Annotated in this window: 23 protein-coding genes; 6 read left to right on the top strand and 17 right to left on the bottom strand. The window is 71.6% G+C overall.

The window, feature by feature from the left end:
• Positions 1 to 34: 34 nt before the first annotated feature.
• Both ACIBW9_RS13780 and ACIBW9_RS13775 read right to left on the bottom strand, forming a co-directional pair.
• Complete coding sequence (locus tag ACIBW9_RS13780) at positions 35 to 1,342, bottom strand: nitrate/nitrite transporter (RefSeq protein ID WP_398954510.1); 1,308 nt, start codon at positions 1,340 to 1,342, stop codon at positions 35 to 37.
• Positions 1,339 to 2,001, bottom strand: a complete 663-nt coding sequence (locus ACIBW9_RS13775) for a GntR family transcriptional regulator (protein WP_398954508.1) — start codon at positions 1,999 to 2,001, stop codon at positions 1,339 to 1,341. Before ACIBW9_RS13775 ends, ACIBW9_RS13780 begins: the two co-directional genes overlap by 4 nt.
• Before the next feature lie 230 nt (positions 2,002 to 2,231).
• Here ACIBW9_RS13775 and ACIBW9_RS13770 point away from each other — a divergent pair, with 230 nt between their 5' ends.
• Both ACIBW9_RS13770 and ACIBW9_RS13765 read left to right on the top strand, forming a co-directional pair.
• Positions 2,232 to 3,143 carry a D-alanyl-D-alanine carboxypeptidase family protein gene (locus tag ACIBW9_RS13770; protein ID WP_398954506.1) on the top strand — a complete coding sequence of 304 codons (912 nt, stop codon included), beginning with the start codon at positions 2,232 to 2,234 and terminating at the stop codon, positions 3,141 to 3,143.
• 74 nt (positions 3,144 to 3,217) lie between these two features.
• Positions 3,218 to 3,871 (top strand): class I SAM-dependent methyltransferase, encoded by a 654-nt coding sequence (locus ACIBW9_RS13765; RefSeq protein ID WP_398954504.1) that lies wholly within the window; start codon positions 3,218 to 3,220, stop codon positions 3,869 to 3,871.
• A gap of 53 nt (positions 3,872 to 3,924) precedes the next feature.
• On the opposite strand, the gene ACIBW9_RS13760 is transcribed toward ACIBW9_RS13765, so the two are convergent.
• The 4 genes from ACIBW9_RS13760 to ACIBW9_RS13745 form a co-directional block, all read right to left on the bottom strand.
• Positions 3,925 to 5,328, bottom strand: a complete 1,404-nt coding sequence (locus tag ACIBW9_RS13760; protein WP_398954502.1) for a dihydrolipoamide acetyltransferase family protein — start codon at positions 5,326 to 5,328, stop codon at positions 3,925 to 3,927.
• Between the two features lie 10 nt (positions 5,329 to 5,338).
• On the bottom strand, positions 5,339 to 6,340 hold the full coding sequence (locus ACIBW9_RS13755; protein ID WP_398954500.1) for an alpha-ketoacid dehydrogenase subunit beta: 1,002 nt from the start codon (positions 6,338 to 6,340) through the stop codon (positions 5,339 to 5,341).
• A 1-nt stretch (position 6,341) separates the two neighbouring features.
• Positions 6,342 to 7,520, bottom strand: coding sequence for a pyruvate dehydrogenase (acetyl-transferring) E1 component subunit alpha (gene pdhA, locus ACIBW9_RS13750; protein ID WP_398954498.1), 1,179 nt, complete (start codon positions 7,518 to 7,520; stop codon positions 6,342 to 6,344).
• 330 nt (positions 7,521 to 7,850) lie between these two features.
• Positions 7,851 to 9,434 (bottom strand): protein kinase, encoded by a 1,584-nt coding sequence (locus ACIBW9_RS13745; RefSeq protein ID WP_398954496.1) that lies wholly within the window; start codon positions 9,432 to 9,434, stop codon positions 7,851 to 7,853.
• Positions 9,435 to 9,768: 334 nt separating this feature from the next.
• Between ACIBW9_RS13745 and ACIBW9_RS13740 the strand changes: the two genes are divergently transcribed.
• Positions 9,769 to 11,409, top strand: a complete 1,641-nt coding sequence (locus tag ACIBW9_RS13740; protein ID WP_398954494.1) for a protein kinase — start codon at positions 9,769 to 9,771, stop codon at positions 11,407 to 11,409.
• 91 nt (positions 11,410 to 11,500) lie between these two features.
• On the opposite strand, the gene ACIBW9_RS13735 is transcribed toward ACIBW9_RS13740, so the two are convergent.
• Positions 11,501 to 12,037, bottom strand: coding sequence for a bacterial proteasome activator family protein (locus tag ACIBW9_RS13735; protein WP_115907015.1), 537 nt, complete (start codon positions 12,035 to 12,037; stop codon positions 11,501 to 11,503).
• 579 nt (positions 12,038 to 12,616) lie between these two features.
• On the opposite strand from ACIBW9_RS13735, the gene ACIBW9_RS13730 reads away from it, so the two are divergent.
• Positions 12,617 to 12,886, top strand: a complete 270-nt coding sequence (locus tag ACIBW9_RS13730) for a hypothetical protein (protein ID WP_398954492.1) — start codon at positions 12,617 to 12,619, stop codon at positions 12,884 to 12,886.
• Positions 12,887 to 12,926: 40 nt separating this feature from the next.
• On the opposite strand, the gene ACIBW9_RS13725 is transcribed toward ACIBW9_RS13730, so the two are convergent.
• From ACIBW9_RS13725 to pdhA (ACIBW9_RS13695), 7 genes are all read right to left on the bottom strand, one after another.
• The gene (locus ACIBW9_RS13725; protein WP_398954490.1) at positions 12,927 to 13,907 is read right to left on the bottom strand and encodes an NAD(P)H-quinone oxidoreductase; all 981 of its coding nucleotides are present in this window, start codon (positions 13,905 to 13,907) and stop codon (positions 12,927 to 12,929) included.
• An 84-nt stretch (positions 13,908 to 13,991) separates the two neighbouring features.
• The gene (locus tag ACIBW9_RS13720) at positions 13,992 to 15,089 is read right to left on the bottom strand and encodes a potassium channel family protein (RefSeq protein WP_398954488.1); all 1,098 of its coding nucleotides are present in this window, start codon (positions 15,087 to 15,089) and stop codon (positions 13,992 to 13,994) included.
• Positions 15,086 to 16,453 carry a molybdopterin molybdotransferase MoeA gene (locus tag ACIBW9_RS13715; RefSeq protein WP_398954486.1) on the bottom strand — a complete coding sequence of 456 codons (1,368 nt, stop codon included), beginning with the start codon at positions 16,451 to 16,453 and terminating at the stop codon, positions 15,086 to 15,088. The genes ACIBW9_RS13720 and ACIBW9_RS13715 overlap by 4 nt, the downstream gene beginning before the upstream one ends.
• Entirely contained in the window at positions 16,450 to 17,400 is a 951-nt protein-coding gene (locus ACIBW9_RS13710; RefSeq protein ID WP_398954484.1) for an NTP transferase domain-containing protein, read from the bottom strand. The genes ACIBW9_RS13715 and ACIBW9_RS13710 overlap by 4 nt, the downstream gene beginning before the upstream one ends.
• Positions 17,401 to 17,475: 75 nt before the next feature.
• Positions 17,476 to 18,780 (bottom strand): dihydrolipoamide acetyltransferase family protein, encoded by a 1,305-nt coding sequence (locus tag ACIBW9_RS13705; protein WP_398954482.1) that lies wholly within the window; start codon positions 18,778 to 18,780, stop codon positions 17,476 to 17,478.
• On the bottom strand, positions 18,780 to 19,784 hold the full coding sequence (locus ACIBW9_RS13700) for an alpha-ketoacid dehydrogenase subunit beta (RefSeq protein WP_398954480.1): 1,005 nt from the start codon (positions 19,782 to 19,784) through the stop codon (positions 18,780 to 18,782). The genes ACIBW9_RS13705 and ACIBW9_RS13700 overlap by 1 nt, the downstream gene beginning before the upstream one ends.
• A complete protein-coding gene (gene pdhA / locus ACIBW9_RS13695; protein ID WP_398954478.1) occupies positions 19,784 to 20,917 on the bottom strand; it encodes a pyruvate dehydrogenase (acetyl-transferring) E1 component subunit alpha in 1,134 nt (377 codons plus the stop codon). Before pdhA (ACIBW9_RS13695) ends, ACIBW9_RS13700 begins: the two co-directional genes overlap by 1 nt.
• 189 nt (positions 20,918 to 21,106) lie before the next feature.
• Here pdhA (ACIBW9_RS13695) and ACIBW9_RS13690 point away from each other — a divergent pair, with 189 nt between their 5' ends.
• Complete coding sequence (locus ACIBW9_RS13690) at positions 21,107 to 21,592, top strand: Lrp/AsnC family transcriptional regulator (RefSeq protein ID WP_398955220.1); 486 nt, start codon at positions 21,107 to 21,109, stop codon at positions 21,590 to 21,592.
• 37 nt (positions 21,593 to 21,629) lie between these two features.
• Here the strand turns inward: ACIBW9_RS13690 and ACIBW9_RS13685 are convergent, their stop codons facing one another.
• A complete protein-coding gene (locus ACIBW9_RS13685; protein ID WP_398954476.1) occupies positions 21,630 to 22,220 on the bottom strand; it encodes a TetR/AcrR family transcriptional regulator in 591 nt (196 codons plus the stop codon).
• Positions 22,217 to 23,734, bottom strand: a complete 1,518-nt coding sequence (locus ACIBW9_RS13680; protein ID WP_398954474.1) for a 3-hydroxyacyl-CoA dehydrogenase — start codon at positions 23,732 to 23,734, stop codon at positions 22,217 to 22,219. Before ACIBW9_RS13680 ends, ACIBW9_RS13685 begins: the two co-directional genes overlap by 4 nt.
• A 159-nt stretch (positions 23,735 to 23,893) precedes the next feature.
• Between ACIBW9_RS13680 and paaN the strand changes: the two genes are divergently transcribed.
• Positions 23,894 to 25,585 carry a phenylacetic acid degradation protein PaaN gene (gene paaN / locus ACIBW9_RS13675; RefSeq protein WP_398954472.1) on the top strand — a complete coding sequence of 564 codons (1,692 nt, stop codon included), beginning with the start codon at positions 23,894 to 23,896 and terminating at the stop codon, positions 25,583 to 25,585.
• On the opposite strand, the gene ACIBW9_RS13670 is transcribed toward paaN, so the two are convergent.
• Positions 25,582 to 26,346: a TrmH family RNA methyltransferase gene (locus ACIBW9_RS13670; protein ID WP_398954470.1), complete on the bottom strand. Its 765-nt coding sequence runs from the start codon at positions 26,344 to 26,346 to the stop codon at positions 25,582 to 25,584. The two genes, paaN and ACIBW9_RS13670, sit on opposite strands and share 4 nt — an antisense overlap.
• Positions 26,347 to 26,378 lie beyond the last annotated feature (32 nt).

Genomic DNA, 26,378 nt, shown 5'->3' with positions numbered 1-26,378 from the left:
GGCTGTGAACGTCCGTCGCGGTGAACCGCCCGCTTCACGCGGGCACGTGCACCGTCTCCACCCGGCTCGCCACCAGCCGCTCCCGCTCCCGCCGGGCGACCCGCCCGCGCAGCCGCAGGATCTGGCTGACACCGAGCGCCTGGAGCACGAACACCGCGGAGAACGCGACGGTGTAGTCGTCGCCGGTGGCGTCCAGCAGCACGCCGATCGCGAACAGTGTCGTCATCGAGGCGACGAAGCCGCCCATGTTGGTGATCCCGGAAGCCGTGCCCTGCCGCTCCGCGGGGTTGGCAGGACGCGCGAAGTCGAAGCCGATCATCGACGCCGGACCGCAGGAGCCGAGCACCGTGCACAGCACGATCAGCAGCCACATCGGAGCCCGGTCGGCCGGGTAGGCCAGCGTCGCCGCCCACACCACCGCCGTCGCCGCCACGGTCCCCAGTGCCAGCGGCAGCCGCGCCGCGTGGTGCCGGGCGATGATCTGGCCGTAGACGAGCCCCACGACCATGTTCGACAGGACGACCAGCGTGAGGAGTTCACCGGCCGTGGCCCGTGACAGGCCCTGCGCCTGCACCAGGAAGGGCAGCCCCCACAGCAGCAGGAACACCATCGCCGGGAACTGGGTCGTGAAGTGCACCCACAGCCCGAGGCGCGTCCCCGGCTCCCGCCAGGACGCCGCGATCTGCCGCCGGACGTACGCCGCGCCCTGGTGCGGGAACGGCTCCGGCTCGTACCCCTCGGGGTGGTCCTTCAGGAACAGCAGGAGCAGCACGAGGACGACGACTCCGGCCAGCGCGCTGCCCGCGAAGGCGGCCGTCCAGCCGACGCCGTGCAGCAGCCGGGACAGCACCAGTGTGGAGACCAGGTTGCCCGCCATCCCGGCCAGCCCCGCGAGCTGCGCGACCAGCGGCCCGCGCCGCGCCGGGAACCAGCGGGTGCCCAGCCGCAGCACGCTGATGAACGTCATCGCGTCACCGCAGCCGAGCAGCGCACGGGAGGCGAGGGCCATGCCGTACGAGGGCGAGAACGCGAAGCCGAGCTGACCCGCCGTGAAGAGCACGACCCCGATGGTCAGCACCTTCTTGGTGCCGAGCCGGTCCACCAGCAGGCCGACGGGTATCTGCATGCCGGCGTAGACGAGGAGCTGCAGGATCGAGAAGGTCGACAGGGCCGAGGCGTTGACGTGGAAGCGGTCGGCGGCGTCGAGGCCGGCGACCCCGAGGGACGTACGGAAGATGACGGCGACGAAGTAGACGGAGACGCCGATGCCCCAGACGGCCATCGCGCGCCGGCCGCCCGGCGGGTCACCCGGCAGGGTGGTCGTGGCGGACGACGGCCTCATCGGACCTCACCCCGCGCCAGGTGCGAGAACCAGCTGACGTGCCGGTGCACCACCCCGACCGCCTCCTCCGGGTCCCCGGAGCGCAGCGCCTGGAGGATCTCCTCGTGCTCGGCGAGGGTCTTGGCGACCCGGTCGGGATGGGAGTGCATGATGGCGACGCCCATGCGCAACTGCCGGTCCCTGAGCTGGTCGTAGAGCCGGGAGAGGATCTCGTTGCCCCCGCTGCGGACGATCTCGGCGTGGAAGCAGCGGTCGGTGACGGCGGCCCCGGCGAGGTCACCTGCGGCGGCCTGTGCCTTCTGCTTCGCGAGCAGTTCCTCCAGCCGCTCGACGAGACCGGCGGGGGCGGGCACGGCCTTGCGCGCCGCATGCGTCTCGACCAGCAGCCGGGTCTCCACCACGTCCGCGATCTCCTGCGCGGACACGGGCAGGACCAGGGCGCCCTTCTTCGGGTACAGCTTGATCAGCCCTTCCACCTCGAGCCGCAGCAGCGCCTCGCGCACCGGGGTGCGGGACACCCCTACGGCCTCGGCGAGTTCGCCCTCGGTGAGGAGGGTCCCGCCCTCGTAGCGGCGCTCCAGGACGCCCTGCTTGACGTGGGCGTAGACGCGGTCGGCGGCGGGAGGTTGCTTGGCGGTCAGGGTCCCCGGGCTGCTCATGCGAACAGGATAGATACAACACGTACGCATGAGGGATCCGGTCCATTATCCGGACGGGTGCACGGGGATACAGGCGCACGACATGCGGACGAATCACCCGTCACGGCAACCCCACACAGCAACGATGCAACCAACTGTGCTATTTACGTGTCTCACACATGCGGCCCCATTCGCTTCGCATCCAACTCGGCCGCATATCAGGGGCTTTCAACGCAATCGGGGTATTTCAGTTGATTACCGCCATCACCGGCACCAAGGGCAGCCGCTTCCGCCGCGCCGCCGCGGTCAGTGTCACCGCCGGCGCCGTTCTCGCGGCCGGGGCCTTCGCCGCGGCACCCGCGCAGGCCGTCACCACGCCCTCGATCGTGGCCAAGGGCGGCTACGTCATGAACAACGCGAACGGGTCGACGCTGTACACCAAGGCGGCGGACACCAGGCGTTCGACGGGCTCCACCACGAAGATCATGACCGCGAAGGTCGTGCTCGCGCAGCCGAACCTGAACCTGGACAAGAAGGTCACGATCCAGAAGGCGTACAGCGACTACGTCGTCGCCAACAACGCCTCCCAGGCCCACCTGATCGTCGGCGACAAGGTCACCGTCCGTCAGTTGCTGTACGGGCTGATGCTGCCGTCCGGCTGCGACGCCGCGTACGCGCTCGCCGACACCTACGGCTCGGGCACGACGCGTGCCGCGCGCGTGAAGTCGTTCATCGGCAAGATGAACAAGGCCGCGTCGGACCTGCACCTGGCGAACACGCACTTCGACTCGTTCGACGGCATCGGCAACGGCAACAACTACTCGACGCCGCGTGACCTGACGAAGATCGCCAGCAGTGCGATGAAGAACTCCACGTTCCGCACGGTCGTGAAGACGAAGTCGTACACCGCGAAGACCGTCACCAAGACGGGCAGCATCCGCACGATGAACCCGTGGACCAACACCAACGGGCTCCTCAGCAGCTACAGCGGCACCATCGGCGTGAAGACCGGCTCCGGCCCCGAGGCGGGGTACTGCCTCGTCTTCGCCGCCACCCGTGGCGGCAAGACGGTCATCGGCACCGTCCTGTCCTCCACGTCCATCCCGCAGCGCGAGGCGGACGCGAAGAAGCTGATGAACTACGGGTTCGCAAGGCTCGGCTGACCCGGACCAGGACAGGAACAGGGAGGGCCCCTCGCCGACGGCGAGGGGCCCTTCGCCTCGTCTAGAGTCGCCGGGTGACCGAGCCCCCTTACCTCGCCGCGGTCCGGGAGTCCTACGACACCGTCGCCGCCGACTACCTGAAGCAGGTCAAGCGACCGTCCGAACTGGACCCGCTGTCACGGGCGTTGCTGGCCACGTTCGCGGAGGCCGTGCGGGAGGGCGGCGGCGGACCCGTCGCGGACCTGGGCTGCGGCCCGGGCCTGGTGACGGCGCACCTCGCCGGGCTGGGGCTGTCGGCCTTCGGCGTCGACCTGTCCCCGCGGATGATCGAACTGGCCCGCCGGACCCGTCCCGGCCTGACCTTCAGGGTGGGCTCGATGACGGCGCTGGACATCGAGGACGGCTCCCTCGCCGGGATCCTCGCCTACTACTCCACCCACCACACCCCGCCGGACCAGCTCCCGCTCGTCTACGGCGAGTTCCACCGGACTCTGAGGCCCGGCGGCCTGCTCATGCTGGCCGGTCACGTGGGAGCAGGCGAGTGCGTCCACCGGGCACATGCCTACGGCGGCCACCCGGTCTCGTACGAGTCCCATCGGCTCCCACCGGACCAGATCGTGGAACTCCTGCAGCAGGCCGGTCTGGTCATCACGGCACGGGTGCTGCAGGAGCCCGAGGGGAACGGGAGACCCCAGATCGCCACACTCCTGTGCCGCCGCCCGCTGTGACCGAAGGAGCCGCGCACCCGGGACGGGTGCGCGGCTCCTCACGGCGGTGCCTGCTAGGCCCAGGTGATCAGCCGCTTCGGCTGTTCCAGGATCGCCGCCACGTCCGCCAGTACCTTCGAGCCCAACTCGCCGTCCACCAGGCGGTGGTCGAAGCTCAGCGCCAGCGTGGTGACCTGGCGGGGCTTCACCTTGCCCTTGTGGACCCAGGGCTGGAGCTTGATCGCGCCGACGGCGAGGATCGCGGATTCGCCGGGGTTGAGGATGGGCGTGCCGGTGTCGACGCCGAAGACGCCGACGTTGGTGATGGTCACCGTGCCGCCCTGCATGGCCGCCGGGGAGGTCTTGCCCTCCCTCGCCGTCGACACCAGCTCGCCGAGGGCCTCGGCCAGCTGCGGGAGCGTCTTGTCGTGGGCGTCCTTGATGTTCGGGACGATCAGGCCGCGCGGGGTGGCCGCGGCGATGCCCAGGTTGACGTAGTGCTTGAGCACGATCTCCTGGTTCGCCTCGTCCCAGGACGCGTTGATCCCCGGGTTGCGCTTGATGGCGACCAGGAGGGCCTTGGCGATCAGCAGGAGCGGGCTGACGCGCAGCCCCTGCAGTTCCTTGTCCTGCTTGAGCTCCTCGACCAGCTTCATCGTGCGGGTCACGTCGATCGTCACGAACTCGGTGACGTGCGGTGCCGTGAACGCCGAGCCCACCATCGCCGCCGCCGTCGCCTTGCGCACGCCCTTGACCGGGACCCGGGTCTCACGGGCCGTGTCGTACGCCGGGACCGGCGCCGGCGGTGCGGAGACAGCGGGAGCCGTCACCGGCTCCGCGGCCGGCGGTGCCACCGCCGCATGGACGTCCTCGCGCGTGATGATGCCGTCCGGGCCGGACGGGACCACGGTCGCGAGGTCGACGCCCAGGTCCTTCGCCAGCTTGCGCACCGGCGGCTTGGCGAGGGGCCGCGGCTTCTCGGCCGCACCCGCCGGGGCGGCCGCGGTGACCGGCCCGTGGCCGTTGAGCTCCTTCTGGACCGCCGTCGAGGCTTCCGGGAGCACCACCTCGGGGCCCTTGCGCGGGCGCCGCTTGGTGGAGGACGCGGCGACGCCGTAACCCACCAGCACCGGCTGGCGGCCGGAGCCCTCCGGCTTCTTCTCCTCGACGGGGGCGGCAGGAGCGGCGGCCTGCGCCGGGGCGGGCGCCGCGGCCCCGCCCGACACGTCCACCGCGATGATCGGCGTGCCCACGTCCACCGTGGACCCCTCGGGGAAGTGCAGGTCGCGGACCACCCCGTCGTACGGGATGGGCAGCTCCACCGCCGCCTTCGCGGTCTCGACCTCGCACACCACCTGGCCGTCGGTGACCTGGTCGCCGGGCTGGACGTACCACTTGAGGATCTCGGCCTCGGTGAGGCCCTCGCCGACGTCCGGCATCTTGAACTCGCGTACGGACGCTTCCGTCATCGTCGTCACGACCCTCTCCTCAGTACGCCAGGGCGCGGTCGACGGCGTCGAGCACCCGGTCCAGGCCCGGCAGGTACTCCTCCTCCAGGCGGGCCGGCGGGTACGGGGCGTGGTAGCCGCCGACCCTGAGGACCGGTGCCTCCAGGTGGTAGAAGCAGCGCTCCGTGATACGGGCGGCGATCTCCGCGCCCGAGCCGAGGAACACCGGCGCCTCGTGGACGACGACCAGGCGGCGCGTCTTCTCCACGGACGCCTGGATCGAGTCGAAGTCCAGCGGGGAGATCGAGCGCAGGTCCAGGACCTCGAGGGACTTGCCCTCCTCGGCGGCCGCGGCGGCGGCCTCCAGGCAGAGCTTCACCATCGGGCCGTACGCGGCGAGGGTCAGGTCCGTGCCCTCGCGGATCACCTGGGCCTTGTGCAGCGGGCCGGGGATGGCCTCGCCCGCGGCGGAGCCGCTAGTGGACCACGTGACCTCGGCCTTGTCCCAGTAGCGCCGCTTGGGCTCGAAGAAGATCACCGGGTCGTCGCACTCGATGGCCTGCTGCATCATCCAGAACGCGTCCGAGGCATTCGACGGGCTGACCACCTTCAGGCCCGCCACGTGCGCGAACAGCGCCTCGGGGGACTCGGAGTGGTGCTCCACCGCGCCGATGCCGCCGCCGTAGGGGATGCGGACGACGACCGGGAGCTTGACCTTGCCGAGCGAGCGCGCGTGCATCTTCGCGAGCTGCGTGACGATCTGGTCGTACGCGGGGAAGACGAAGCCGTCGAACTGGATCTCCACGACCGGGCGGTAGCCGCGCAGGGCCAGACCGATGGCCGTTCCGACGATTCCGGACTCGGCGAGCGGGGTGTCGATGACCCGGCTCTCGCCGAAGTCCTTCTGCAGGCCGTCCGTCACCCGGAAGACACCGCCGAGCTTGCCGACGTCCTCGCCCATGATCAGTACCTTGGGGTCGGACTCCAGGGCGCGGCGCAGCGACTCGTTGATCGCCTTGGCGAGAGCCATCTTTTCGGCCATCTCAGTTGCCCCCCTCATCCGCGAACGACGCCTGGTAGGCGGCGAACTGGGCTCGCTCCTCGTCGACGAGCGCGTGCCCGTCCGCGTACACGTTCTCGAAGATGGCGAAGTGGTCCGGGTCGGGCATGGCGCGGACCGCCTCACGCACTCGTTTGCCCAACGCCTCGCTCTCGGCCTCGAGTTCCGCGAAGAATCCCTCGTCCGCGTGGTTTGAGGCCTCCAGGTACCGGCGAAGGCGCAGGATCGGGTCCTTCGCCTCCCAGGCCTCGCGCTCCTCGTCGGCCCGGTACTTCGTCGGGTCGTCGGAGGTGGTGTGGGCGCCCATGCGGTACGTGTACGCCTCGACGAGGGTGGGGCCCTCACCGCGGCGGGCCCGCTCCAGTGCCCACTTCGTCACCGCGAGGCACGCCAGCACGTCGTTGCCGTCGACCCGGACGCCGGGGAAGCCGAAGCCCTGCGCGCGCTGGTAGAGCGGGACGCGGGTCTGCCTCTCGGTCGGCTCGGAGATCGCCCACTGGTTGTTCTGGCAGAAGAACACGACCGGGGCGTTGTAAACCGCGGAGAACGTGAAGGACTCGGCCACGTCGCCCTGGCTGGAGGCGCCGTCGCCGAAGTAGGCGATCACCGCGCTGTCCGCGCCGTCCTTGGCGACGCCCATCGCGTAGCCCGTGGCGTGCAGCGTCTGGGAGCCGATGACGATCGTGTACAGGTGGAAGTTGTTGCTGTTGGGGTCCCAGCCGCCGTTGTTCACACCGCGGAACATGCCGAGCAGGTTGGTCGGGTCGACCCCGCGGCACCAGGCGACGCCGTGCTCGCGGTAGGTCGGGAAGACGTAGTCGTCCTCGCGGGTGGCCCGGCCCGAGCCGATCTGGGCGGCCTCCTGGCCGAGCAGCGAGGCCCACAGGCCCAGCTCGCCCTGGCGCTGCAGGGAGGTGGCCTCGGCGTCGAAGCGGCGGGTGAGCACCATGTCGCGGTACAGGCCGCGGAGCTCATCGGGGGTGATGCCGGCGACGTACTCGTCGTACTCGGCGTTCTTGACGCGCTCGCCCTCGGGCGTCAGCAGCTGTACGAGCTCGGGGTCGGTGCTCGGCGATTTCCTTGCGGTGGTCGTCTTGCCGGCCGTGCTCTTGGTACCGGCGCTGCGTCGCGGCTTGCGCGCGGCAGTGCTCTCCACGGTCACGTGTGCTCCTCCGTCGGTCCGGCATCCCGGGTTCGCCGGGATGCCAGTGCGGCTCGCCTGAAGCCCTACGGACGCACAGGGTGGGTGCGCCCGGTCGGGGACAGGCGTGACAGGTGCCCCGGCGAGCGCCCTGCAAAAGGCACGTTACCCAGTGCTCCACATTTCTGTGAAACCCCTCCTGACCTGCGATTTTGCTTGGATTTCCAAGTAAATCGCGAAAGCCGGGAACATCTCCTGGTCACAGCCTTGCAGGGGGCCGGAACAACGGCACGTTATCCCGGTGACCCACGTCACGGGAAGAGTTCACCTCGGGCGAGCCCGGGTGACCGATCAGCCGCCGACGCCCGACGTCACACCCGTGGTACCGCCGTTGCCGCCGCCCGCGTCCGTCCCCGGGTCCGTCGAGTCGCCCGAGGACGGAGTCGACGGCGTGGGGTCGTCCGTCGGGTCCGCGGTGGTCGGCCGGTCCGTCGGCTGGGTGCTCGGCCGGCTGCTGGGCGTGCGGGACGGGGTGTACGACGGCGTGTAGGAGGGCGTGTAGTGCCCGGTCCCGGAGCTCGTGCCGGTGCCGTTGTCCGTGGACGTGTCCGTCGGCTGGTCGGTGGGCTGGTCGGTCGGGGACTCGGTGGCCGTGTCGTCCTTGGTGGACTGCGAGGTGGTCGGCGACTGGGTGGTGCCGTCGCCGCCACTGCCGTTGCCGGCCTTGTGCAGCGCCAGCGCGACGCCCGCCGCGATGGCGATCACCGCGAGGACGGCGAGGACCCACAGCTTGCCGCGGCCGGTGCCCTTGTTGCCGTGCCCCTCGAAGCCGCCGTCGTCCCCGCCGCCGTAGCCGGCGGGCAGGATCGGCTGCGGGATCTGCGTCGTACCGGAGGAGCCGCCGGGGTGCGGCAGCACGGTCGTACTGGCGAAGCCCGCCGCCGGGGTGTGCCGGCCCTCGTGCACGGCGACCGGGCCGGTGTTCCAGGTGCCGGTGTGGCCGCCCTGGTCGTACAGCATCTGCAGCCCGTACTGGACGAGGCCGCGCATCTCCTCGGCGGTCTGGAAGCGGTCGTCCGGCTCCTTGGCCAGCGAGCGCATGACGAGGCCGTCGAGCTCCGGCGGCACGGTGTCGGAGACCTCGGACGGCGGCGTGGGGATGTCCTGGACGTGCTGGTAGACCACCGACAGCGGGGTCTCACCCGTGAACGGGGGACGCAGCGCGAGGAGTTCGTACAGCAGGCAGCCCGTCGCGTACAGGTCGGAGCGGTGGTCGACGGCCTTGCCGAGCGCCTGCTCCGGGGAGAGGTACTGCGGCGTGCCCATGACCATGCCGGTCTGCGTCATCGTCGACTGCGCGCCGTGCAGGGCGCGGGCGATGCCGAAGTCCATCACCTTCACCGCGCCGGTGTTGGTGATGATCACGTTCGCCGGCTTGATGTCGCGGTGCACGATGCCGTGCTGGTGCGAGTAGGCGAGCGCCTCCAGCACACCGGAGACGATGATCAGGGCCTGCTCGGGGCCGGGCGCCTCGGCGTTGATCAGCAGGTCGCGGATGGTGCGGCCCTCGACGATCTCCATCACGATGTACGGCACCGAGTGGCCGCCCACATAGTCCTCGCCGGAGTCGTACACGGCGACGATCGCGTGGTGGTTGAGGCCGGCCACCGACTGGGCCTCGCGCGTGAAGCGGGCCTTGGAGACCGGGTCCTCGGCGAGGTCGGCACGGAGCAGCTTGACCGCGACGGTGCGCCCGAGGCGCACGTCCTCCGCGGCGAAAACCTCCGCCATGCCGCCCCGGCCGAGTCTGCGGGTCAGCCGGTACCGGCCGTCCCCGACCAATCCGCCGTTCCCCCACATTTCCGGCGCATCTGACATACCGCCGCCAGTCGCCTCGGGGTCGGACGGGCCCTGGGCGCGCTGCTGCTGTGCCATCAGTCCTCGCCGTCGTTTCTGCCCGCGGTGCGCGCGGTGTTGTTACGGTCTCCGTCGGCCACGCTACAGCCTCAACGCAAGCCGCCGGTCCGAGAAGGGGGCCGGAACCGGCACAGGACGGACCGGCCATCAAACCGTCACTCCGTCAGTCCGTGCAAGTTCTGTGTACCGCCCGTACAGCCTCTGTAACGCTCGCGCGACGCTTCCATCGCGTACGGTCACGGATCGGGCACCGTGCTTGACGTGTCAGTGCCCTGGGGCAGACTTGGCCGGGAATAACACTTTGGATCATCGGCAGTCAACGGCGCCTCAAGGCCCACGGGGGAAGCGGAACATGAGCCAGGACGGCGCACACGGCCGATATGCGGGGCGGGCGCTGGCCGGCGGCCGCTATCAACTGCGCGACCTGCTCGGCGAGGGCGGCATGGCCTCCGTGCACCTGGCCTACGACTCCGTGCTCGACCGCCAGGTGGCGATCAAGACGCTGCACACCGAGCTCGGCCGCGAGCAGGCCTTCCGCGAGCGCTTCCGCCGCGAGGCGCAGGCCGTGGCGAAGCTCACCCACACCAACATCGTCTCGGTCTTCGACACCGGCGAGGACAGCCTGGACGGCATGACCACGCCGTACATCGTGATGGAGTACGTCGAGGGCCGCCCGCTCGGCTCGGTGCTCGACGAGGACGTACGGCAGTTCGGCGCGATGCCCGCCGACAAGGCGCTGAAGATCACCGCGGACGTTCTCGCGGCGCTGGAGATCAGTCACGAGATGGGCCTGGTCCACCGGGACATCAAGCCGGGCAACGTGATGGTCACCAAGCGCGGCGTCGTCAAGGTGATGGACTTCGGCATCGCGCGCGCCATGCAGTCCGGTGTGACGTCCATGACACAGACCGGCATGGTCGTCGGCACCCCGCAGTATCTGTCGCCGGAGCAGGCGCTGGGGCGGGGCGTGGACGCCCGGTCCGATCTCTACTCGGTCGGCATCATGCTGTTCCAACTCGTCACCGGGCGGCTGCCGTTCGAGGCGGACTCACCGCTGGCGATCGCGTACGCGCATGTGCAGGAGGAGCCGGTGGCTCCTTCGTCGATCAACCGGGCGCTGCCTCCCGCGGTGGACGCGCTGGTGGCCCGCGCGCTGAAGAAGAACCCGAACGAGCGCTTCCCGAGCTCAGAGTCGATGCGCGACGAATGCCTGCGGGTGGCCGCCTCCGTGCAGGCCGCCCCGCCGAGCATCGTGCCGGGCACCCGCCCCCAGAGCGGCTCCGGTGTCGGCTCCGCGGTGTTCCCGCCGGTCCCACAGGCGCCCCAGGCACCGCCGGGGCCCGTGCAGACGCCGTACCAGGCGCCCCAGCCGCCGACCCCGAACCCGAACCCGTACGGCGTGCCGACGCCGCCTCCTTCTCCCGCGTACGGCTATCCGCAGCAGGGCGGCTACCGGACGCCGTCGCCGTATGCGCAGCCGCAGACCCCGCCGCCGTACAACCTCACGCCCCAGCAGCGGCCCGCCGGGCCTTCTGGGGGCGGCAAGAACAACAAGTCGGTGGTCATCGGCACGATCGTCGTCTCGATCATCGCCGTCGGCGGCCTGATCGCGGCCCTGGCGCTCAACGGCGGTGGCAGCGGAAGCAGCGGCGGCGACGGCAGCGGCGGCAGCAGCCCGGACCCCACGACGACGCATGCGGCGGACTGGCGCGGGCCGGACACCACCAAGGTGATCGACTCGACGGAGTGCACGGAGCCGCAGGAGTCGTACACCGACGAGAACAAGATCCGGGTGCCCGACTTCCGGTTCAAGTACATCGACTCGGTCAGGGAGTGCGCGAAGGCCGCCGGCTGGTCGCTGGTGGTCAACGACTACAACGAGAACACATTCGGCGAGGGCGCGGTGATCGACCAGACCCCGGAGGCCGGCACGGACGTCGACCCGGACAAGGTCGAGATCACGCTCGACGTCTCGACGGGCAACCCGTCCTGATCCCAGGGATCCAGGCGCACGCGTGAGGAAGGGCCCGGCGGCTTCGGCCGCCGGGCCCTTTCGCCCACGTCGCTCCCGGTCGCCCGGGTGACTACAGGTACGGCCCGCCCGAGCGGCCGGCCGTGGGCCCGTCCTCGCCCATCTCGTGGCCGACGCCGGGCGGCAGCGCGCGCCGCATCTGCTCCAGCTGGGCCCGCGCGGCCATCTGCTGGGCGAACAGCGTGGTCTGGATGCCGTGGAAGAGGCCCTCCAGCCAGCCCACCAACTGGGCCTGCGCGATGCGCAGTTCGGCGTCGCTGGGCGTGCCGTCGTCCGTGAAGGGCAGCGACAGCCGCTCCAGTTCCTCGACCAGCTCCGGCGCCAGCCCGTCCTCCAGCTCCTTCACCGAGCTGCGGTGGATCTCCTTGAGCCGGGCCCGGCTCGCCTCGTCCAGGGGAGCGGCGCGCACCTCCTCCAGGAGCTGCTTGATCATGCTGCCGATCCGCATCACCTTGGCCGGCTGCTCGACCTGCTCCGTCACCGGGATCTCGCGGGAGTCCTCGTCCCCGCCGCCGATCGCCATGCCGTCCTGGCCCACGACCAGGATCTGGGGGTTCTCCGGTGACCTGTCGTTCCTCGGCATCTCCATGCCGCCATTCTCTCGCACGGGTGCATCTCATCACCGTGGTGCCCCCTGTGGAGGATGATCCACCGTTTACGGTGCGGGAGTTTCCCTCACTGCGCGTGGCTTTGCGCCCTCAGCCGCAGCAGCCCGGCTTCGGTGGGCCCCTCGACGCCGGTTCGAGCCACCCGGATCGTGCAGCGGGTTCGGTTTTTTGGCGGAACCCGGAATGCCGGAAGTAGTGGCCAATGTGACGCTTGGGGCGTGAATCCATGGTTGCGTGCTTTGAAGGGGGCCGGCCTGGTGGTGGGGGTGGGGGCGGGCGTACTGGTGTTTCCGTACGGAGGTGGCGCGTCCTACGGGGCTGTTGCGTCCTACGGCGGTGTGGCGACGCACGGGAGCGTGTCCACGCACGGGAGCGTGTCGACGCACGGGCCGGTAGCGACGCACGGGACGCACGACGCCGGCCGCATGGCTGCTGAGGGAGCCCCTGCGGCTGCTTCCCGAACGGCCTCCCCGTCTGCCTCCCCCTCCTCCAGCGCCTCCCCGGAGCCGTCCCGGGCCGGGAGCCGGGCGGGTGAGGGCCGGGAGCGGCCGGGGCGACGGGTGACAGCGGACGAGTCCGCGGCCGCCTCCTCGGACGAGGGGGACGAGGACTCGTCCCAGGAGGAGGCGGACGCGGGGCAGGCCGCCTCGGTGTCGCCGCCCGCGGAGGCGGGCCTGGTGCCCTCCAAACCCGCACATCGCCCCGGCGCTCAAGCCGCCGAGCAGCCCCCCGAGCCCGTCCTGCGCATCCTGCCCCTGGGCAGCGGCCTGGTCCTGATCGGCCTCGGCCTGGGCCTCGCCTTCATCGGCCTGCGGATGCGGCGGGCGTAGAGCCCTGTCTTCCGGATGACGACGGGCCCGGGCGAGGCGGTCAGGGCACGACCAGCAGCACCTTGCCGACGTGGCCGCTCTCCTCGACGACCCGGTGGGCCGTCGCCGCGTCGTCCATCGGGATCTCACGGTCGACGACGGGGCGGACGTGGCCGGCGTCGAGCAGGGGCCACACATGCTCGCGCACGGCCGCGACGATGGCCGCCTTCTCGGTGAGCGGGCGGGCCCGCAGCGAGGTGGCGCTGACGGCGGCACGCTTGTTCAGGAGCGTGGCGATGTTCAGTTCGCCCTTGATGCCGCCCTGCATGCCGATGATCGCGAGACGGCCGTTGACGGCGAGGGTCTGGATGTTGCGGTCCAGGTACTTGGCGCCCATGTTGTCGAGGATGACGTCAGCGCCCGCGCCGTCGGTGGCCTTCTTGACCTCGGCGACGAAGTCCTGCTCGCGGTAGTTGATCAGGATGTCGGCGCCGAGTCCGACGCACTGCTGCAGCTTCTCCTCGGTGCCCGCCGTGACGGCGACCTTGGCGCCGACGGCCTTGGCGAGCTGGATCGCCATGGTGCCGATGCCGCTGGAGCCGCCGTGCACGAGCAGCGTCTCGCCGGGCCGCAGATGGGCGATCATGAAGACGTTGGACCAGACCGTGCAGACCACCTCGGGCAGCGCGGCCGCCTGCTTGAGGTCGATGCCCTTGGGGACGGGCAGCAACTGTCCGGCCGGGATCGCGACCTTCTCGGCGTAGCCGCCGCCCGCGAGCAGCGCGCACACCTCGTCGCCAACCGCCCAGCCGGAGACTCCGGGACCGAGCGCGGCGATGCGGCCCGAGCACTCCAGACCGGGGTGGCGCGACGCGCCGGGCGGCGGGTCGTAGAAGCCCTGCCGCTGCAGGATGTCGGCGCGGTTGACGGCGCTGGCCACCACCTCGACCAGGACCTCGCCCTCGCCGGCCACCGGATCCGGGACCTCGTCCCACACCAGCGCCTCGGGCCCACCAGGTTCGGGAATCGTGATCGCATGCATGAAGGGGACGCTACTCCCTGCGTCGGCGGGCGCGGGCGGGACCGTCCTCGGGCCGGCCCCGTGCGGCACCGCGACCTCGGGTGATCACTCCTGGCGCAGGGGCCGGACGTCGGGTGCGACCTGTGCGCCCGGTGACGCCCGCACGATGGTGATCAGCCGGTCCGTCAACTGCAGTGTCCCGACGGCCGGATCGTCGTATCCGAGCACCCGGTGTCCGCGGACGACGCTGACGACCAGGTCCTCGGTCTCCCGCGGTGTCTTGCCCACCTCGGCCTTCACGACCGGCCGCTCGATCATGTCGAGGCCGCTGCCCTGCTGGATGAGGTCCTCCATGACCATGGCTGCCGCCGGGCTGAGCACGGACAGGCCGAGCAGGCGGCCGGCGGCGCTGGCGCTGGTGATGACCGCGTCGGCGCCGGACTGCTGGAGCAGCGGCGCGTTCTCCTCCTCGCGCACCGCGGCCACGATCTTCGCCCCGCGGTTGAGCTGCCGGGCCGTCAGCGTGACGAGGACGGCCGTGTCGTCGCGCTGGGTGGCGATGATGATCTGCCGCGCCCGGTGCACCTCGGCCCGCTTCAGCACGTCGCTGCGCGTCGCGTCGCCGACCACACCGACGTAGCCCTCGGCCGTCGCCGCCTCTATCACCTTGGAGCTGGGGTCGACCACGACGACCTGCTCCTTCTTCAGTCCTGTCGCACACACGGTCTGGATCGCCGAGCGCCCCTTCGTCCCGAAGCCGACGACGACGGTGTGGTCGCGCAAGGTGGACCTCCAGCGGTTCAGTCGCCATTCCTCCCGGGTGCGTTCGGTGAGGACTTCGAGCGTGGTGCCGACCAGGATGATCAGGAAGAGCACGCGCAGCGGCGTGATGACGAAGATGTTGGTGAACCGGGCGGCGTCGCTGACCGGGGTGATGTCGCCGTATCCGGTGGTGGAGAGGGTGACGGTCGCGTAGTAGAAGGCGTCGAGCAGGTCGACCGCGCGGTCGGAGTTGTCGTTGTAGCCGTCGTGGTCGGCGTAGACGATCAGGGCGGTCGCGACCAGGACCGCCAAGGCCAGTAACAGCCGTTTGGCGACCTGGCGGATCGGTCGTTCGACCACCTTCCTCGGCAGTCTCACCCGATGGGTCACGAGATGTTCGTCCGCCTGGCGGGCGATCGCGTCATGGCCCGGAAGTTTCACGTGAAACACACCCCGATTCCGGCGGACGCCCAGGGCAGGTCGAGGAGCTCCAGCTCCTGACCCGGTCGGGCGCCGCCCGGTGGCACGACGGCGAGGGCGTCGGCCGCGGCGATGCCCCGCAGCATGGCCGGACCGTTGTAGTGCAGCGGTACGGCGCTGTCGCCGCGCAGCACGACGGGGATGAGCCGGGTGTCGTGGGGATGGCCGTGGACCCCGTCCTGGAGCGGCAGGGCGTACGGCTCCGGGGCGGGGTGCGCGGCGAGGGTGCGCAGCAGGGGTTCGGCGAGGGTGAGCAGTCCGGAGACGGCGGCGAGGGGGTTGCCGGGCAGACCGACGAGGTGCTGGTTCTCCTTGGTGCGGGCCAGCAGCATGGGGTGGCCCGGCCGCACCGTCACACCGTCCACGAGGAGTTCGGCACCGATGCGCTGCAGGGTCGGGTGGACGTGGTCGACGGGCCCGGAGGCGGTGCCGCCGGTGGTGACGATCAGGTCGGCCTCGGACCCGGTAACGGCCTTGCGCAGGGCTTTGGCGTCGTCGCCGAGCCGTCGTACGGAGGTCACCTCGGCGCCCAGCGCGCGCAGCCAGGGCGGCAGCATCGGTCCGAGGGCGTCCCGGATCAGGCCGTCGTGCGGCCGTCCCTCGGTAAGCAGTTCGTCGCCCAGGACGAGGACCTCGACGCGGGGGCGGGGGACGGCGGTGAGGGTGTCGTAGCCGGCGGCCGCCGCGAGGCCGAGTACGGCGGGGGTCACCAGGGCGCCGACCGGGAGGAGCTGGTCGCCGGTGCGGCACTCCTGGCCGCGGGGGCGGATGTCCTGGCCGTGCTGCACCTCCCGGGTGGCGTGCAGGCGGCCCTTGTCGTCGGTGCGGCCGTGTTCGCTGCGGATCACCGCGGTGGTGTCGGGTGGGATGCGGGCGCCGGTGGCGATACGGACGGCCTCGCCGTCGGTGAGGGCCTCGGGCTCGGCGTGTCCTGCCAGGACGCCCTCGTCCCGTACGTCCCAGGGACCGGGTCCCGCGACCGCCCAGCCGTCCATCGCCGAGGTGTCGAAGGAGGGCAGGTCGGTGAGGGCGGTGAGGGGGGCGGCCAGGGTGAGGCCGAGGGCGGCTTCGAGGGGGACCGTGACGAGGGGGCGGCGGGCGCCGGCCCGGGCGGCGCGCGCGGCGATCGTCCGGGCCTCGGGCCAGGGGGTGGCCCGGTGGTGGGCGTCGGGCTTGTGCGGCGCGGCGGGGCCGGCAGTGTGCGGGGCGGGCGCGGGTACGGAGTCGCCGGGGGTGCGGTGGTCGGGTTCTTTCACCAGGGCGAGCACCTCCTCGACGTCGAGGTCCTCGACGTCCTCGCCGGGCCGGGTGGAGCGGGGGGTCATCCGGCGTCCGGGCGGGTGTCGGGCGTGGCATCGGGAGCGACATCGGGCTCGGCGCCCACGGCCTTGTGCGTCTCGTCGGCCTCCTCGGCCCAGCGCAGGGCGAGGGCCACGGCCTTGCGGGCGGCTTCGGCTACGGCTTCGGGGCCGCCGCCGGCCCGGCCGGCCGCATAGCCGACGAGGAAGGTGGTCAGCGGTGCCGCGGGCCTGGCCACCCCGTGGGCGGCGTCGCGGGCGAGGTCGAGCAGGACACCGGTGTCGACGTCGAGGTCGATGCCGAGCTCGTCCTTGGCTGCGGAAATCCATTCATCCAACACGTGCCCATGCTCCCTGATGCGTGCCCTGGCGGTGGCGATGTCGTCCCAGGTGTCGCAGTCGAAGGAGGCGACGGAGTCCGGGACGCGGGTGAGGTGGAGGGCGGCGGTCAGCCGGCGCAGCGGCAGGCCGGTGAGGCTGCCGTGCTCGGTGGCGAGCTCGGCCAGTTCGCGGCGCAGCGCAGGCGTGCGGTAGGCGGCCACGAGGGGCTGGTCGCGGCCGTCGGCGTCGGTGAGCAGGACGCCTTCGGCGTCGCTCGTGTGCAGTGCGCTCAGCAGCCGTCGCACGGTGGCCGCCCCGAGGAACGGCAGGTCGGCGGAGAGGACCACGGTCTGCTCGGCGGTGGTGTGGTGCAGCCCGGCGCCGAGCGCGGCGAGGGGGCCCCCGCCGGGCGGGTCCTCGCGGGTCCACAGCACCGGCCGGGCGGTGGGCCTGGGGCCGGCGACGACGACGGTCGTGCGGGCGTCGGCGCAGGCGGTGAGCACCCGATCGAGCAGTGCCCGGCCGCCGATGTGCACGCCGGGCTTGTCGGCGCCGCCGAGCCGCCGGGCGGCGCCCCCGGCGAGCACGACGGCGTCGTACGCGTCGTGTGCCGGGGTGGCGCCGTGGTCGCCGGAGGGCTCGTGCGAGGTCATCCCCCGAGTATGCGTTCCCTCACGATCACAGGGAACGCATGGGGCGTCAGCCAGGACGTCCGGGTCTCGTCGTCGTCACAGTGTGCGCAGCAGGACCGCCGGCTGTTCCACGCAGTCCGACACGTACCGCAGGAAGCCGCCTGCCGTGCCACCGTCGCACACCCGGTGGTCGAAGGTGAGCGAGAGCTGGACGACCTGCCGTACGGCGAGCTCGCCCTCGTGCACCCACGGCTTGGGGACGATGCGGCCGACGCCGAGCATGGCCGCCTCGGGGTGGTTGATGATCGGCGTGGACCCGTCGACACCGAACACGCCGTAGTTGTTCAACGTGAAGGTGGAGCCGGTGAGTTCTCCGGGTGTGAGGCTGCCCGTGCGGGCCGCCTCGGTCAGCCGGGCGAACTCCGCGGTGAGCGCTTCGGCGTCCCGCGCGTGTGCGTCCCGTACGACCGGGACGACGAGGCCGCGCTCGGTCTGCGCGGCGAAGCCGAGGTGCACCTGGTCGAGCTGGACGACCTCCCTGGCCTCCATGTCCACCGTGGAGTTGAGCTCGGGGAACCGGGCGAGAGCGGCGGTGCAGATGCGGGCCAGCAGGGCGAGCAGGGAGATCTTCGGCCCGCCTGCCGCGTTCATGGCGGCTCGGGCGCGCATGAGCTCGGTCGCGTCGGCATCCACCCAGCAGGTCGCGTCCGGTATCTCGCGGCGGCTGCGGGAGAGCTTGTCCGCCACCGCGCCGCGGATGCCCTTGAGGGGGATACGGAGGCCGGTGCCGGGTGCTGCGGTGGGGGTGGGCGCGGGCGGCTGGGGTTCGGCGGCCGGCTCGGCCGTCCGTCCCTGTGCCTCGGCGGCACGCAGCGCGTACTCGACGTCGGCGCGCAGGATCAGCCCGTCGGGTCCTGAGCCCGTCATCTCCTTCAGGTCCAGGCCGTTCTGCCGGGCGAGCCTGCGCACCAGCGGCGAGATCACGGGTACGGGGCCGTCCGCCGGCTCGCGTGCGCCGGAGCTTCCGTTCGCCTCCCGGGGCGCGGCGGGCGCCGGCTGTCCCGGCCGTACCCTGCGGCGTCGCGCGGGTGCCTCCGAAGTGCCGTACCCCACCAGCACGTTGCCCGAGCCCTCGCTCTCGCCCCCTGAGGCCCCCGGTCCGACCGCGACCGTCAGCAGGGGGGCGCCCACGGGCAGTTCGGTGCCCTCCTCGCCGAAGCGGGCGGTGACCACACCGCCGTAGGGGCAGGGCACGTCGACCAGCGCCTTGGCCGTCTCGACCTCGACGACCGGCTGGTCGACCGCGACGACGTCACCGACCTCCACCAGCCAGCGGACGATCTCCGCCTCGGTGAGCCCCTCCCCGAGGTCGGGGAGCCTGAACTCCAACACCTGTGCCATCAGCTCTCGGCCTCCCACTGCAGACGCCCCACGGCATCCAGGATGCGGTCCACGCCGGGCAGGTGGTGGCGCTCCAGCATCGGCGGCGGGTAGGGGATGTCGAAGCCTGCCACGCGCAGCACCGGCGCCTCCAGGTGGTGGAAGCAGCGCTCCGTGACCCGTGCCGCGATCTCCCCGCCCGGGCCGCCGAACCCGCCCGACTCGTGCACGACGAGCGCGCGGCCGGTCCGCCGCACCGAGGCGCAGACCGTCTCGTCGTCGAACGGCACCAGGGAGCGCAGGTCGACGACTTCGAGGTCCCAGCCCTCGGCCCGTGCGGCCTCGGCGGCTTCGAGGCAGACGGGAACCGACGGGCCGTACGTGATGAGCGTGGCGCTGCGACCCGAGCGCCGCACCACCGCGCGGCCTATCGGTTCAACGTCCGTCGGGTGCTCGGGGTTCCAGGAGTCCTTGGACCAGTACAGGCGCTTGGGTTCGAGGAAGACGACCGGGTCGTCGGAGGCGATCGCGGCACGCAGCAGGCCGTAGGCGTCGGCGACGGTGGCGGGCGTGACGACATGGAGCCCCGGAGTCGCCATGTAGTACGCCTCGGAGGAGTCGCTGTGGTGCTCGACGCCGCCGATGCCGCCACCGTAGGGGACGCGGATGGTGAGCGGGAGGGGCATGGCGCCGCGGGTGCGGTTGCGCATCCGGGACACGTGGGAGATCAGCTGCTCGAACGCCGGGTAGGCGAACGCGTCGAACTGCATCTCCACGACCGGGCGCAGGCCGTACATCGCCATGCCGACCGCGGTGCCGAGGATGCCCGCCTCGGCCAGCGGGGTGTCCGTGCAGCGGTCCTCGCCGAACTCCTTGGCGAGGCCGTCGGTGACGCGGAAGACACCGCCGAGGGTGCCGACGTCCTCACCCATGACGTGCACGGTGGGGTCGGCGGCCATGGCGTCGCGCAGCGCGCGTGTGAGCGCCTGCGCCATGGTGGCCGGCTTGAGGGCGACGGTGGTCATCAGTGGCCGCCTTCCTGTTCCGCGTGCAGCTCCGCCTGCAGCTGGGCCCGCTGTTCACGCAGTTGCCCGGTGGGTTCGGCGTACACATGGGCGAACAGGTCCATGGGGTCGAGGACGGGGTCCTGGTTCATGCGCTCGCGCAGGTCGGCGGCCATGGTCTCGGCGTCGTCGCGGGCGGCCCGGATGCCGGCCTCGTCGATCAGGCCGCGCTCGGTCAGTTCGTGCTCCAGGAGCGCGATGGGGTCGTGGGCGCGCCAGGCCTCGACCTCGGTGTCACCGCGGTAGCGGGTCGCGTCGTCGGCGTTGGTGTGGGCGTCGATGCGGTAGGTGATCGCCTCGATCAGCGTGGGGCCGCCGCCCTCGCGGGCGCGACGCACGGCGTCGGTGAGGACCTCGTGCACGGCGGCCGCGTCGTTGCCGTCGACCAGGCGGCCGGGCATGCCGTAGCCGACGGCCTTGTGGGCCAGCGACGGGGCCGCGGTCTGCTTGGCGAGCGGAACGGAGATCGCGAAGCCGTTGTTCTGGACCAGGAAGACCACCGGGGCCTGCCAGACTGCGGCGAAGTTCAGCGCCTCGTGGAAGTCGCCCTCGCTGGAGCCGCCGTCGCCGACCAGGGCGAGCGCCACCACGTCGTCGCCCTTGAGGCGGGCGGCGTGCGCGAGGCCGACGGCGTGCGGCAGCTGGGTGGCGAGGGGGGTGCACAGGGGGGCCACGCGGTGTTCGTGCGGGTCGTAGCCGGTGTGCCAGTCGCCGCGCAGCAGGGTGAGCGCCTGAACGGGGTCCAGGCCGCGGGCGACGGCTGCAAGGGTGTCGCGGTAGCTGGGGAAGAGCCAATCGCGGTCCTGGAGGGCGAGCGCGGCGGCGACCTGGCAGGCCTCCTGGCCGGTGCTGGAGGGGTAGACGGCGAGGCGGCCCTGCTTGGTGAGGGCGGTCGCCTGCACGTTGTACCTGCGGCCGCGCACCAGCTCGGCGTACAGGCGGCGCAGCAGGGCCGGGTCGGCCTTCGCGGCGGCCTCGGTGCCGAGGACGCGGTAGGGCTCCGCGTCGGGCAGCAGCGGCGCGGGGTCGGTGCGGGGCTGCCAGGCGGGGGGCGGCGATGGCCGATACCCGCCCCGCTGCTCCATGACCGTCATGACGGCACCTCCTCGTGGGAGCGGCTTCAGGCGCGCCACGGGTGTGATGCGCCTCACCTACCGATTGTTCGGTCGTCGGCACATTTTGGCTACAGGCACCTCCAGGCTGTGGACAAACGGTTCTCCACAACCTCAAATGAACGCAGTACGTCCATGGTAGGGAGGCGGGGGGACATGGCACCTGAACAAATGGCCGAAGGGCCGGAAGGCAGCAGTCCCCTGCCGCAGCCGCGGCCCCTCGACGCCATCGATCTGGACATCCTGCAGATGCTCCAGGCGGACGGCCGCGCCTCCATACGGTCGGTCGCGGAACGGGTGCATGTCTCCCGCGCCAACGCCTACGCGCGGATCAACCGCCTCATCGAGGACGGCGTCATCCGTGGCTTCGGAGCCCGGGTCAACCATGAGCGCGCAGGTCAGGGCACCTCGGCGTACATCACCCTGAAGATCGTCCAGAACTCCTGGCGCACGGTGCGCGAGCAGCTCAGACAGCTGCCCGGGGCCTCCCACATCGCCCTGGTGGGCGGCGACTTCGACGTACTGCTGCTCGTGCACACCTCGGACAACAGGGCGCTGCGCGAGCTGGTGCTCACCCGGCTGCAGGCGATGCCCGAAGTACTGAGCACGCGCACGCTGCTGGTGTTCGAGGAGGAGGACCTGGAGCCGCAGGGCTGAGCCCCTCGAAGCCGCTCAGACCTCCTTGCGATGCCGCTCAGACCTCCTTGCGCAGCCCTCCGAAGACCAACTGCACGACCGCGTCGGCCACTTCGCGCTCGCTCATGCCCCGCCCGTCGGGCCGGTACCACTCGACGATCGAGTTGATCATCCCGAAGACGAGCCTGGTGGCGAGCCGCACCTCCACGTCACCGCGTACGTCCCCGTCGGCGGCCGCCGCCTTCAGCAGCTCGGCCACCTGGTGGTCGAAGTCCCGGCGCCGCTCCAGGGCCCACCGCTCGGTGCCCGTGTTGCCGCGCACCCGCAGCAGCAGCGTCACATACGGCAGTTCGCCGATCAGCACCTCGACCATGCGCCGCACGACGTACTCGAGGCGGCCGGCGGCGCGCCCCACGCGTGCGTGCTCCTCGTCGAGGATCCCGAAGAGGCCGTCGAGCGCCCGGCTGACGGCCCGGCGCAGCAGCTCCTCCTTGCCGGCCACATGGTGGTAGATCGACGACTTGGAGATGCCGGCCGCCTTGGAGAGGTGCTCCATGGAGGTGCCGTCGTAGCCGCGCTCGTTGAAGACCTGGACGGCGACGGACAGCAGCGTCTCCGGGGTGTACGTGTCGCGCTTGGCGGTGGTCATGACTGGCTGCCCTCCCGCTTGTCGGAGGCGTACGCGTGCCGGTACAGCGCGAGGGAGGGCGCATAGCGCCCGGAGGGGTCGCGCAGGTGCAGGTCGTCGAGGAGGGCGTAGGCCCAGTTGCGGCCGAGCCTGCGGCTCCACTCGAAGGGCCCCAGCGGGTAGTTGACGCCCAGGCGCATCGCGGTGTCGATGTCCTCCTCAGTGGCCACGCCCTTGGCGACGGCGTCGTGCGCGAGGTCGATGATCCGGGCGACCGTGCGGGCGACGATCATGCCGGGGACGTCGCCGATGACGCTGACGTCCTTGCCGAGCGCCTGGAAGAGGCCGGTGGCCTCGGCGAGGGTCTGCGGCGAGGTGTCCTGGGACGCGGACAGCGCGATACGGGTGGCCCTGCGGTAGTCCAGGGCGAGGTCGAAGTACACGACGTCGCGGAACTCGACGGAGGTCTGGCCGTCGGCGAGCGCCAGCTGGCCGCCGCCCGGCAGCACCAGGCGGGTGCCGTGGTCCTCTTCCTCCTCGCGCACGGCGATGCCCGCTTCGCGGATCAGCGCGAGCAGCTCGGAGGCGGGGCCCAGGTCGCCCTCGACGACGACGTACGCGGGCTGCTGCGCGGGCTCCGCCGTGTGCGGCTCGGGGCGCTCGGCGTCGTCCCCGTACTCGTACCAGCCCTGACCGCTCTTGCGGCCGAGCCGGCCCGACTCGACCAGTCGCCGCTGGGCGAGCGAGGGCGCGAAGCGCACGTCCTGGAAGAAGGACCGCCACACGGAGTGGGTGACGGACTCGTTGACGTCCTGTCCGATGAGGTCGGTCAGTTCGAAGGCGCCCATCCGGAAACCGCCCGACTCGCGCAGGATCGCGTCGATGGTGGCGGGGTCGGCGCCCTGGGCCTCGTACACGGCGAAGGCCTCGGCGTAGAAGGGCCGGGCGATGCGGTTGACGATGAAGCCGGGGGTGTCGGCGCAGGCGACCGGTGTCTTGCCCCAGGCGCGCGCCATCTCGTACGCGCGCGTGGCCGACGAGACGTCGGTGGCGAACCCGGAGACGACCTCGACCAGGGGGAGCAGCGGCGCGGGGTTGAAGAAGTGCAGTCCGACGAAGCGCCCGGGGTGGCGCAGGGCGCCGCCGATGGCGGTGACGGACAGCGAGGAGGTGTTGGTCGCGAGCAGACAGTCCTCGGCGACGATGTCCTCCAGCTCACGCAGCAGAGCCTGCTTGGCGTCCAGGTGCTCCAGGACTGCCTCGACGACCAGGGAGCAGTCGGCGAGCTCGGAGAGGCTCTCGGCGGGCAGCAGCCGCTCTCGTGCCGCGTCCCGGTCGGCGGCCGAGAGCCGGTCCTTCTCGACGAGCCGGTCCAGGCGGTCGCCGATCGCCGTGGCCGCCTGCGAGGCGCGCCCGGCAGCGGCGTCGTACAGCCGTACGCGATGGCCTGCGACCAGCGCGACCTGGGCGATGCCCTGGCCCATGGTGCCGGTGCCGACGACGGCCACGGGGCTGCTGAGGTCGAGTGCTGTCATGTGCGCGATCCTCCCGCACGGGGTTTTCCACAGATGCGGCAGGCCCCCTTGTCCCGACCGATCGTTCGGTTACTCTAACCCTGACCGGCTGTTCCTGCCCATGTTTCTGCCAGGTCATGAGCTCGACGAAGAGTTCTCAAGACGAGGAGTTGGTCCCGCATGGCCGCCGAACTGACCACCCGCGACCTGATCGCCAAGCACCGGCCCACCCTCGACCAGGCGCTGGAAGCGATCCGCACGCGCGCGTACTGGTCCCCGCACCCCGAACACCCCAAGGCGTACGCCGAGAGTGGCAGCCTGGACGCGGCCGCGGGCAAGGACGCCTTCGACGCCCTGCTGGGCACCCGTCTCGACCTCGGCCAGCCCGGCACGGACGACTGGGTGGGCGCCGAGGTCTCGCCGTACGGCATCGAGCTGGGCGTGACCTACCCGCACGCGGACGTCGACGAGTTGCTGCCCGCCATGAAGGCCGGACAGCGCGCATGGCGCGACGCCGGCGCGGAGGCGCGCGCGGTGGTGTGTCTGGAGATCCTGAAGCGGATCAGCGACCGGACGCACGAGTTCGCGCACGCGGTCATGCACACCTCCGGCCAGGCCTTCATGATGGCGTTCCAGGCGGGCGGCCCGCACGCCCAGGACCGCGGTCTGGAGGCGGTGGCGTACGCGTACGTGGAGCAGGTCCGCACCCCCGACACCGCGGAGTGGACCAAGCCCCAGGGCAAGCGCGACCCGCTGGCGCTCACCAAGCAGTTCACCGCGGTTCCGCGCGGGATCGCGCTGGTGATCGGCTGCAACACCTTCCCGACGTGGAACGGCTATCCGGGCCTGTTCGCGTCCCTGGCCACCGGCAACGCGGTCCTGGTGAAGCCCCACCCGCGCGCGGTGCTGCCGCTCGCGCTCACCGTGCAGGTCGCCCGCCAGGTCCTCGCCGAGGCGGGCTTCGACCCGAACCTGGTGGCCCTGGCCGCCGAGCGCCCCGGCGAGGGCATCGCGAAGACCCTGGCGACGCGCCCGGAGATCCGCATCATCGACTACACGGGTTCGACGGCGTTCGGCGACTGGCTGGAGGCCAACGCCCGCCAGGCGCAGGTCTACACGGAGAAGGCCGGCGTCAACACCGTGCTGGTCGACTCCACCGCGAACTACAAGGGCATGCTCTCCAACCTGGCCTTCTCGCTGTCCCTGTACAGCGGCCAGATGTGCACGACCCCGCAGAACCTGCTCATCCCCCGCGACGGCATCCGCACCGACGAGGGCCCCAAGACCTTCGACGAGGTGGTCGCCGACCTCGCCCGCTCGGTCGACGGCCTCCTCGGCGACGACGCGCGCGCGAACGCCCTGCTCGGCGCGATCGTCAACCCGGACGTGAAGGCCCGCCTTGAGGCGGCTGCCGGTCTCGGCGAAGTCGCCCTGGCCTCCAGGGAGATCAGCAACCCGGAGTTCCCGGGCGCGGTGGTGCGCACGCCGGTGATCGTGAAGCTGGACGGCGCCAAGCCGGACGACGAGGCCGCGTACATGAGCGAGTGCTTCGGCCCGGTCTCCTTCGCCGTGGCGGTCGACTCGGCCGCGGAGGGCGCGGAGCTGTTGCGCCGCACCATCCGGGAGAAGGGCGCGATGACGGTCGGCGCGTACACGACCGACGAGGAGGTCGAACGGACGGTCCAGGAGGTCTGCCTGGAGGAGGCCGCGCAGCTGTCGCTGAACCTCACGGGCGGGGTGTACGTGAACCAGACGGCCGCGTTCTCCGACTTCCACGGCTCGGGCGGCAACCCGGCGGCCAACTCGGCGCTGTGCGACGGCGCGTTCGTCGCGAACCGCTTCCGGGTGGTCGAGGTGCGCCGCGAGGCCTAGGAGCTGAAGGCGCCCCCGGTGGCGCTCCAGTGGTACAGCGTCATGGCCACACTGGTCGCGAGGTTGTAGCTGGAGACCTGGGGGCGCATCGGCAGCGACAGCAAGTGGTCGGTACGCGCGCGCAGTGGGGCCGACAGACCGCTGCGCTCGGAGCCGAACGCGAGGACGGCGTCGTCCGGGAGCTTCACGCCCCGGATGTCGTCGCCCTCCGGATCCATGGCGAACAGCGGGCCCGTCGGCAGCTCGTCGACGGCCAGCCGTTCCACGGCGGTCGCGAAGTGCAGCCCCGCGCCGCCCCGCACCACCGTGGGGTGCCACGGGTCGAGGGTGCCGGTGGTGACCACACCGGTCGCACCGAAACCGGCGGCCAGCCGGATCACGGCGCCCGCGTTGCCGAGGTTGCGCGGGTTGTCGAGGACCACGACGGGGGCCGTGCGCGGGGTGTGCGCGAGCCTCTCCAGATGGGTCGCACGGGACGGTCGTAGGGCCAAGGCGGCGACGGCGGTGGGATGCGGGCGCGGCACCAGGTTCCGGTACGTCGCCTCCGGCACCTCGGTGAGCAGACCGGCCAGCGCGTCCCGCACATCGGGGGCGAGCTCGTCGGCGAGGGCGAGCGCCGCCCGCAGGTCGGCGGTGACCGCCACCGGGATCTCCGCTCCGAAACGCACGGCGTGCTTGAGGGCGTGGAAACCGTCGAGCAGCACACAGGTGCCGGCCATCCGGCGCCAGGCGGTCACGGGGTCGGGGGCGGGTTCGCTCATGTCGTGCAGCCTACGTGCGCGCGGGACCGCCA

The sequence above is a fragment of the Streptomyces sp. NPDC049541 genome (assembly GCF_044465725.1).
Taxonomy (GTDB): Bacteria; Actinomycetota; Actinomycetes; order Streptomycetales; family Streptomycetaceae; genus Streptomyces.
The sequence above is the reverse complement of the archived record's forward strand: the minus strand, read 5'-3'. Positions and strand labels throughout refer to the sequence as shown.

What these genes read in the sequence shown, in the direction of transcription:
- ACIBW9_RS13780 (WP_398954510.1), bottom strand. Translation starts at nt 1,342, where the DNA reads ATGAGGCCGTCGTCCGCCACGACCACCCTGCCGGGTGACCCGCCGGGC.
- ACIBW9_RS13775 (WP_398954508.1), bottom strand. Translation starts at nt 2,001, where the DNA reads ATGAGCAGCCCGGGGACCCTGACCGCCAAGCAACCTCCCGCCGCCGAC.
- ACIBW9_RS13755 (WP_398954500.1), bottom strand. Translation starts at nt 6,340, where the DNA reads ATGGCCGAAAAGATGGCTCTCGCCAAGGCGATCAACGAGTCGCTGCGC.
- ACIBW9_RS13745 (WP_398954496.1), bottom strand. Translation starts at nt 9,434, where the DNA reads ATGGCACAGCAGCAGCGCGCCCAGGGCCCGTCCGACCCCGAGGCGACT.
- ACIBW9_RS13740 (WP_398954494.1), top strand. Translation starts at nt 9,769, where the DNA reads ATGAGCCAGGACGGCGCACACGGCCGATATGCGGGGCGGGCGCTGGCC.
- ACIBW9_RS13735 (WP_115907015.1), bottom strand. Translation starts at nt 12,037, where the DNA reads ATGGAGATGCCGAGGAACGACAGGTCACCGGAGAACCCCCAGATCCTG.
- ACIBW9_RS13725 (WP_398954490.1), bottom strand. Translation starts at nt 13,907, where the DNA reads ATGCATGCGATCACGATTCCCGAACCTGGTGGGCCCGAGGCGCTGGTG.
- ACIBW9_RS13715 (WP_398954486.1), bottom strand. Translation starts at nt 16,453, where the DNA reads ATGACCCCCCGCTCCACCCGGCCCGGCGAGGACGTCGAGGACCTCGAC.
- ACIBW9_RS13710 (WP_398954484.1), bottom strand. Translation starts at nt 17,400, where the DNA reads ATGACCTCGCACGAGCCCTCCGGCGACCACGGCGCCACCCCGGCACAC.
- ACIBW9_RS13705 (WP_398954482.1), bottom strand. Translation starts at nt 18,780, where the DNA reads ATGGCACAGGTGTTGGAGTTCAGGCTCCCCGACCTCGGGGAGGGGCTC.
- ACIBW9_RS13700 (WP_398954480.1), bottom strand. Translation starts at nt 19,784, where the DNA reads ATGACCACCGTCGCCCTCAAGCCGGCCACCATGGCGCAGGCGCTCACA.
- pdhA (WP_398954478.1), bottom strand. Translation starts at nt 20,917, where the DNA reads ATGACGGTCATGGAGCAGCGGGGCGGGTATCGGCCATCGCCGCCCCCC.
- ACIBW9_RS13690 (WP_398955220.1), top strand. Translation starts at nt 21,107, where the DNA reads ATGGCCGAAGGGCCGGAAGGCAGCAGTCCCCTGCCGCAGCCGCGGCCC.
- ACIBW9_RS13685 (WP_398954476.1), bottom strand. Translation starts at nt 22,220, where the DNA reads ATGACCACCGCCAAGCGCGACACGTACACCCCGGAGACGCTGCTGTCC.
- ACIBW9_RS13680 (WP_398954474.1), bottom strand. Translation starts at nt 23,734, where the DNA reads ATGACAGCACTCGACCTCAGCAGCCCCGTGGCCGTCGTCGGCACCGGC.
- paaN (WP_398954472.1), top strand. Translation starts at nt 23,894, where the DNA reads ATGGCCGCCGAACTGACCACCCGCGACCTGATCGCCAAGCACCGGCCC.
- ACIBW9_RS13670 (WP_398954470.1), bottom strand. Translation starts at nt 26,346, where the DNA reads ATGAGCGAACCCGCCCCCGACCCCGTGACCGCCTGGCGCCGGATGGCC.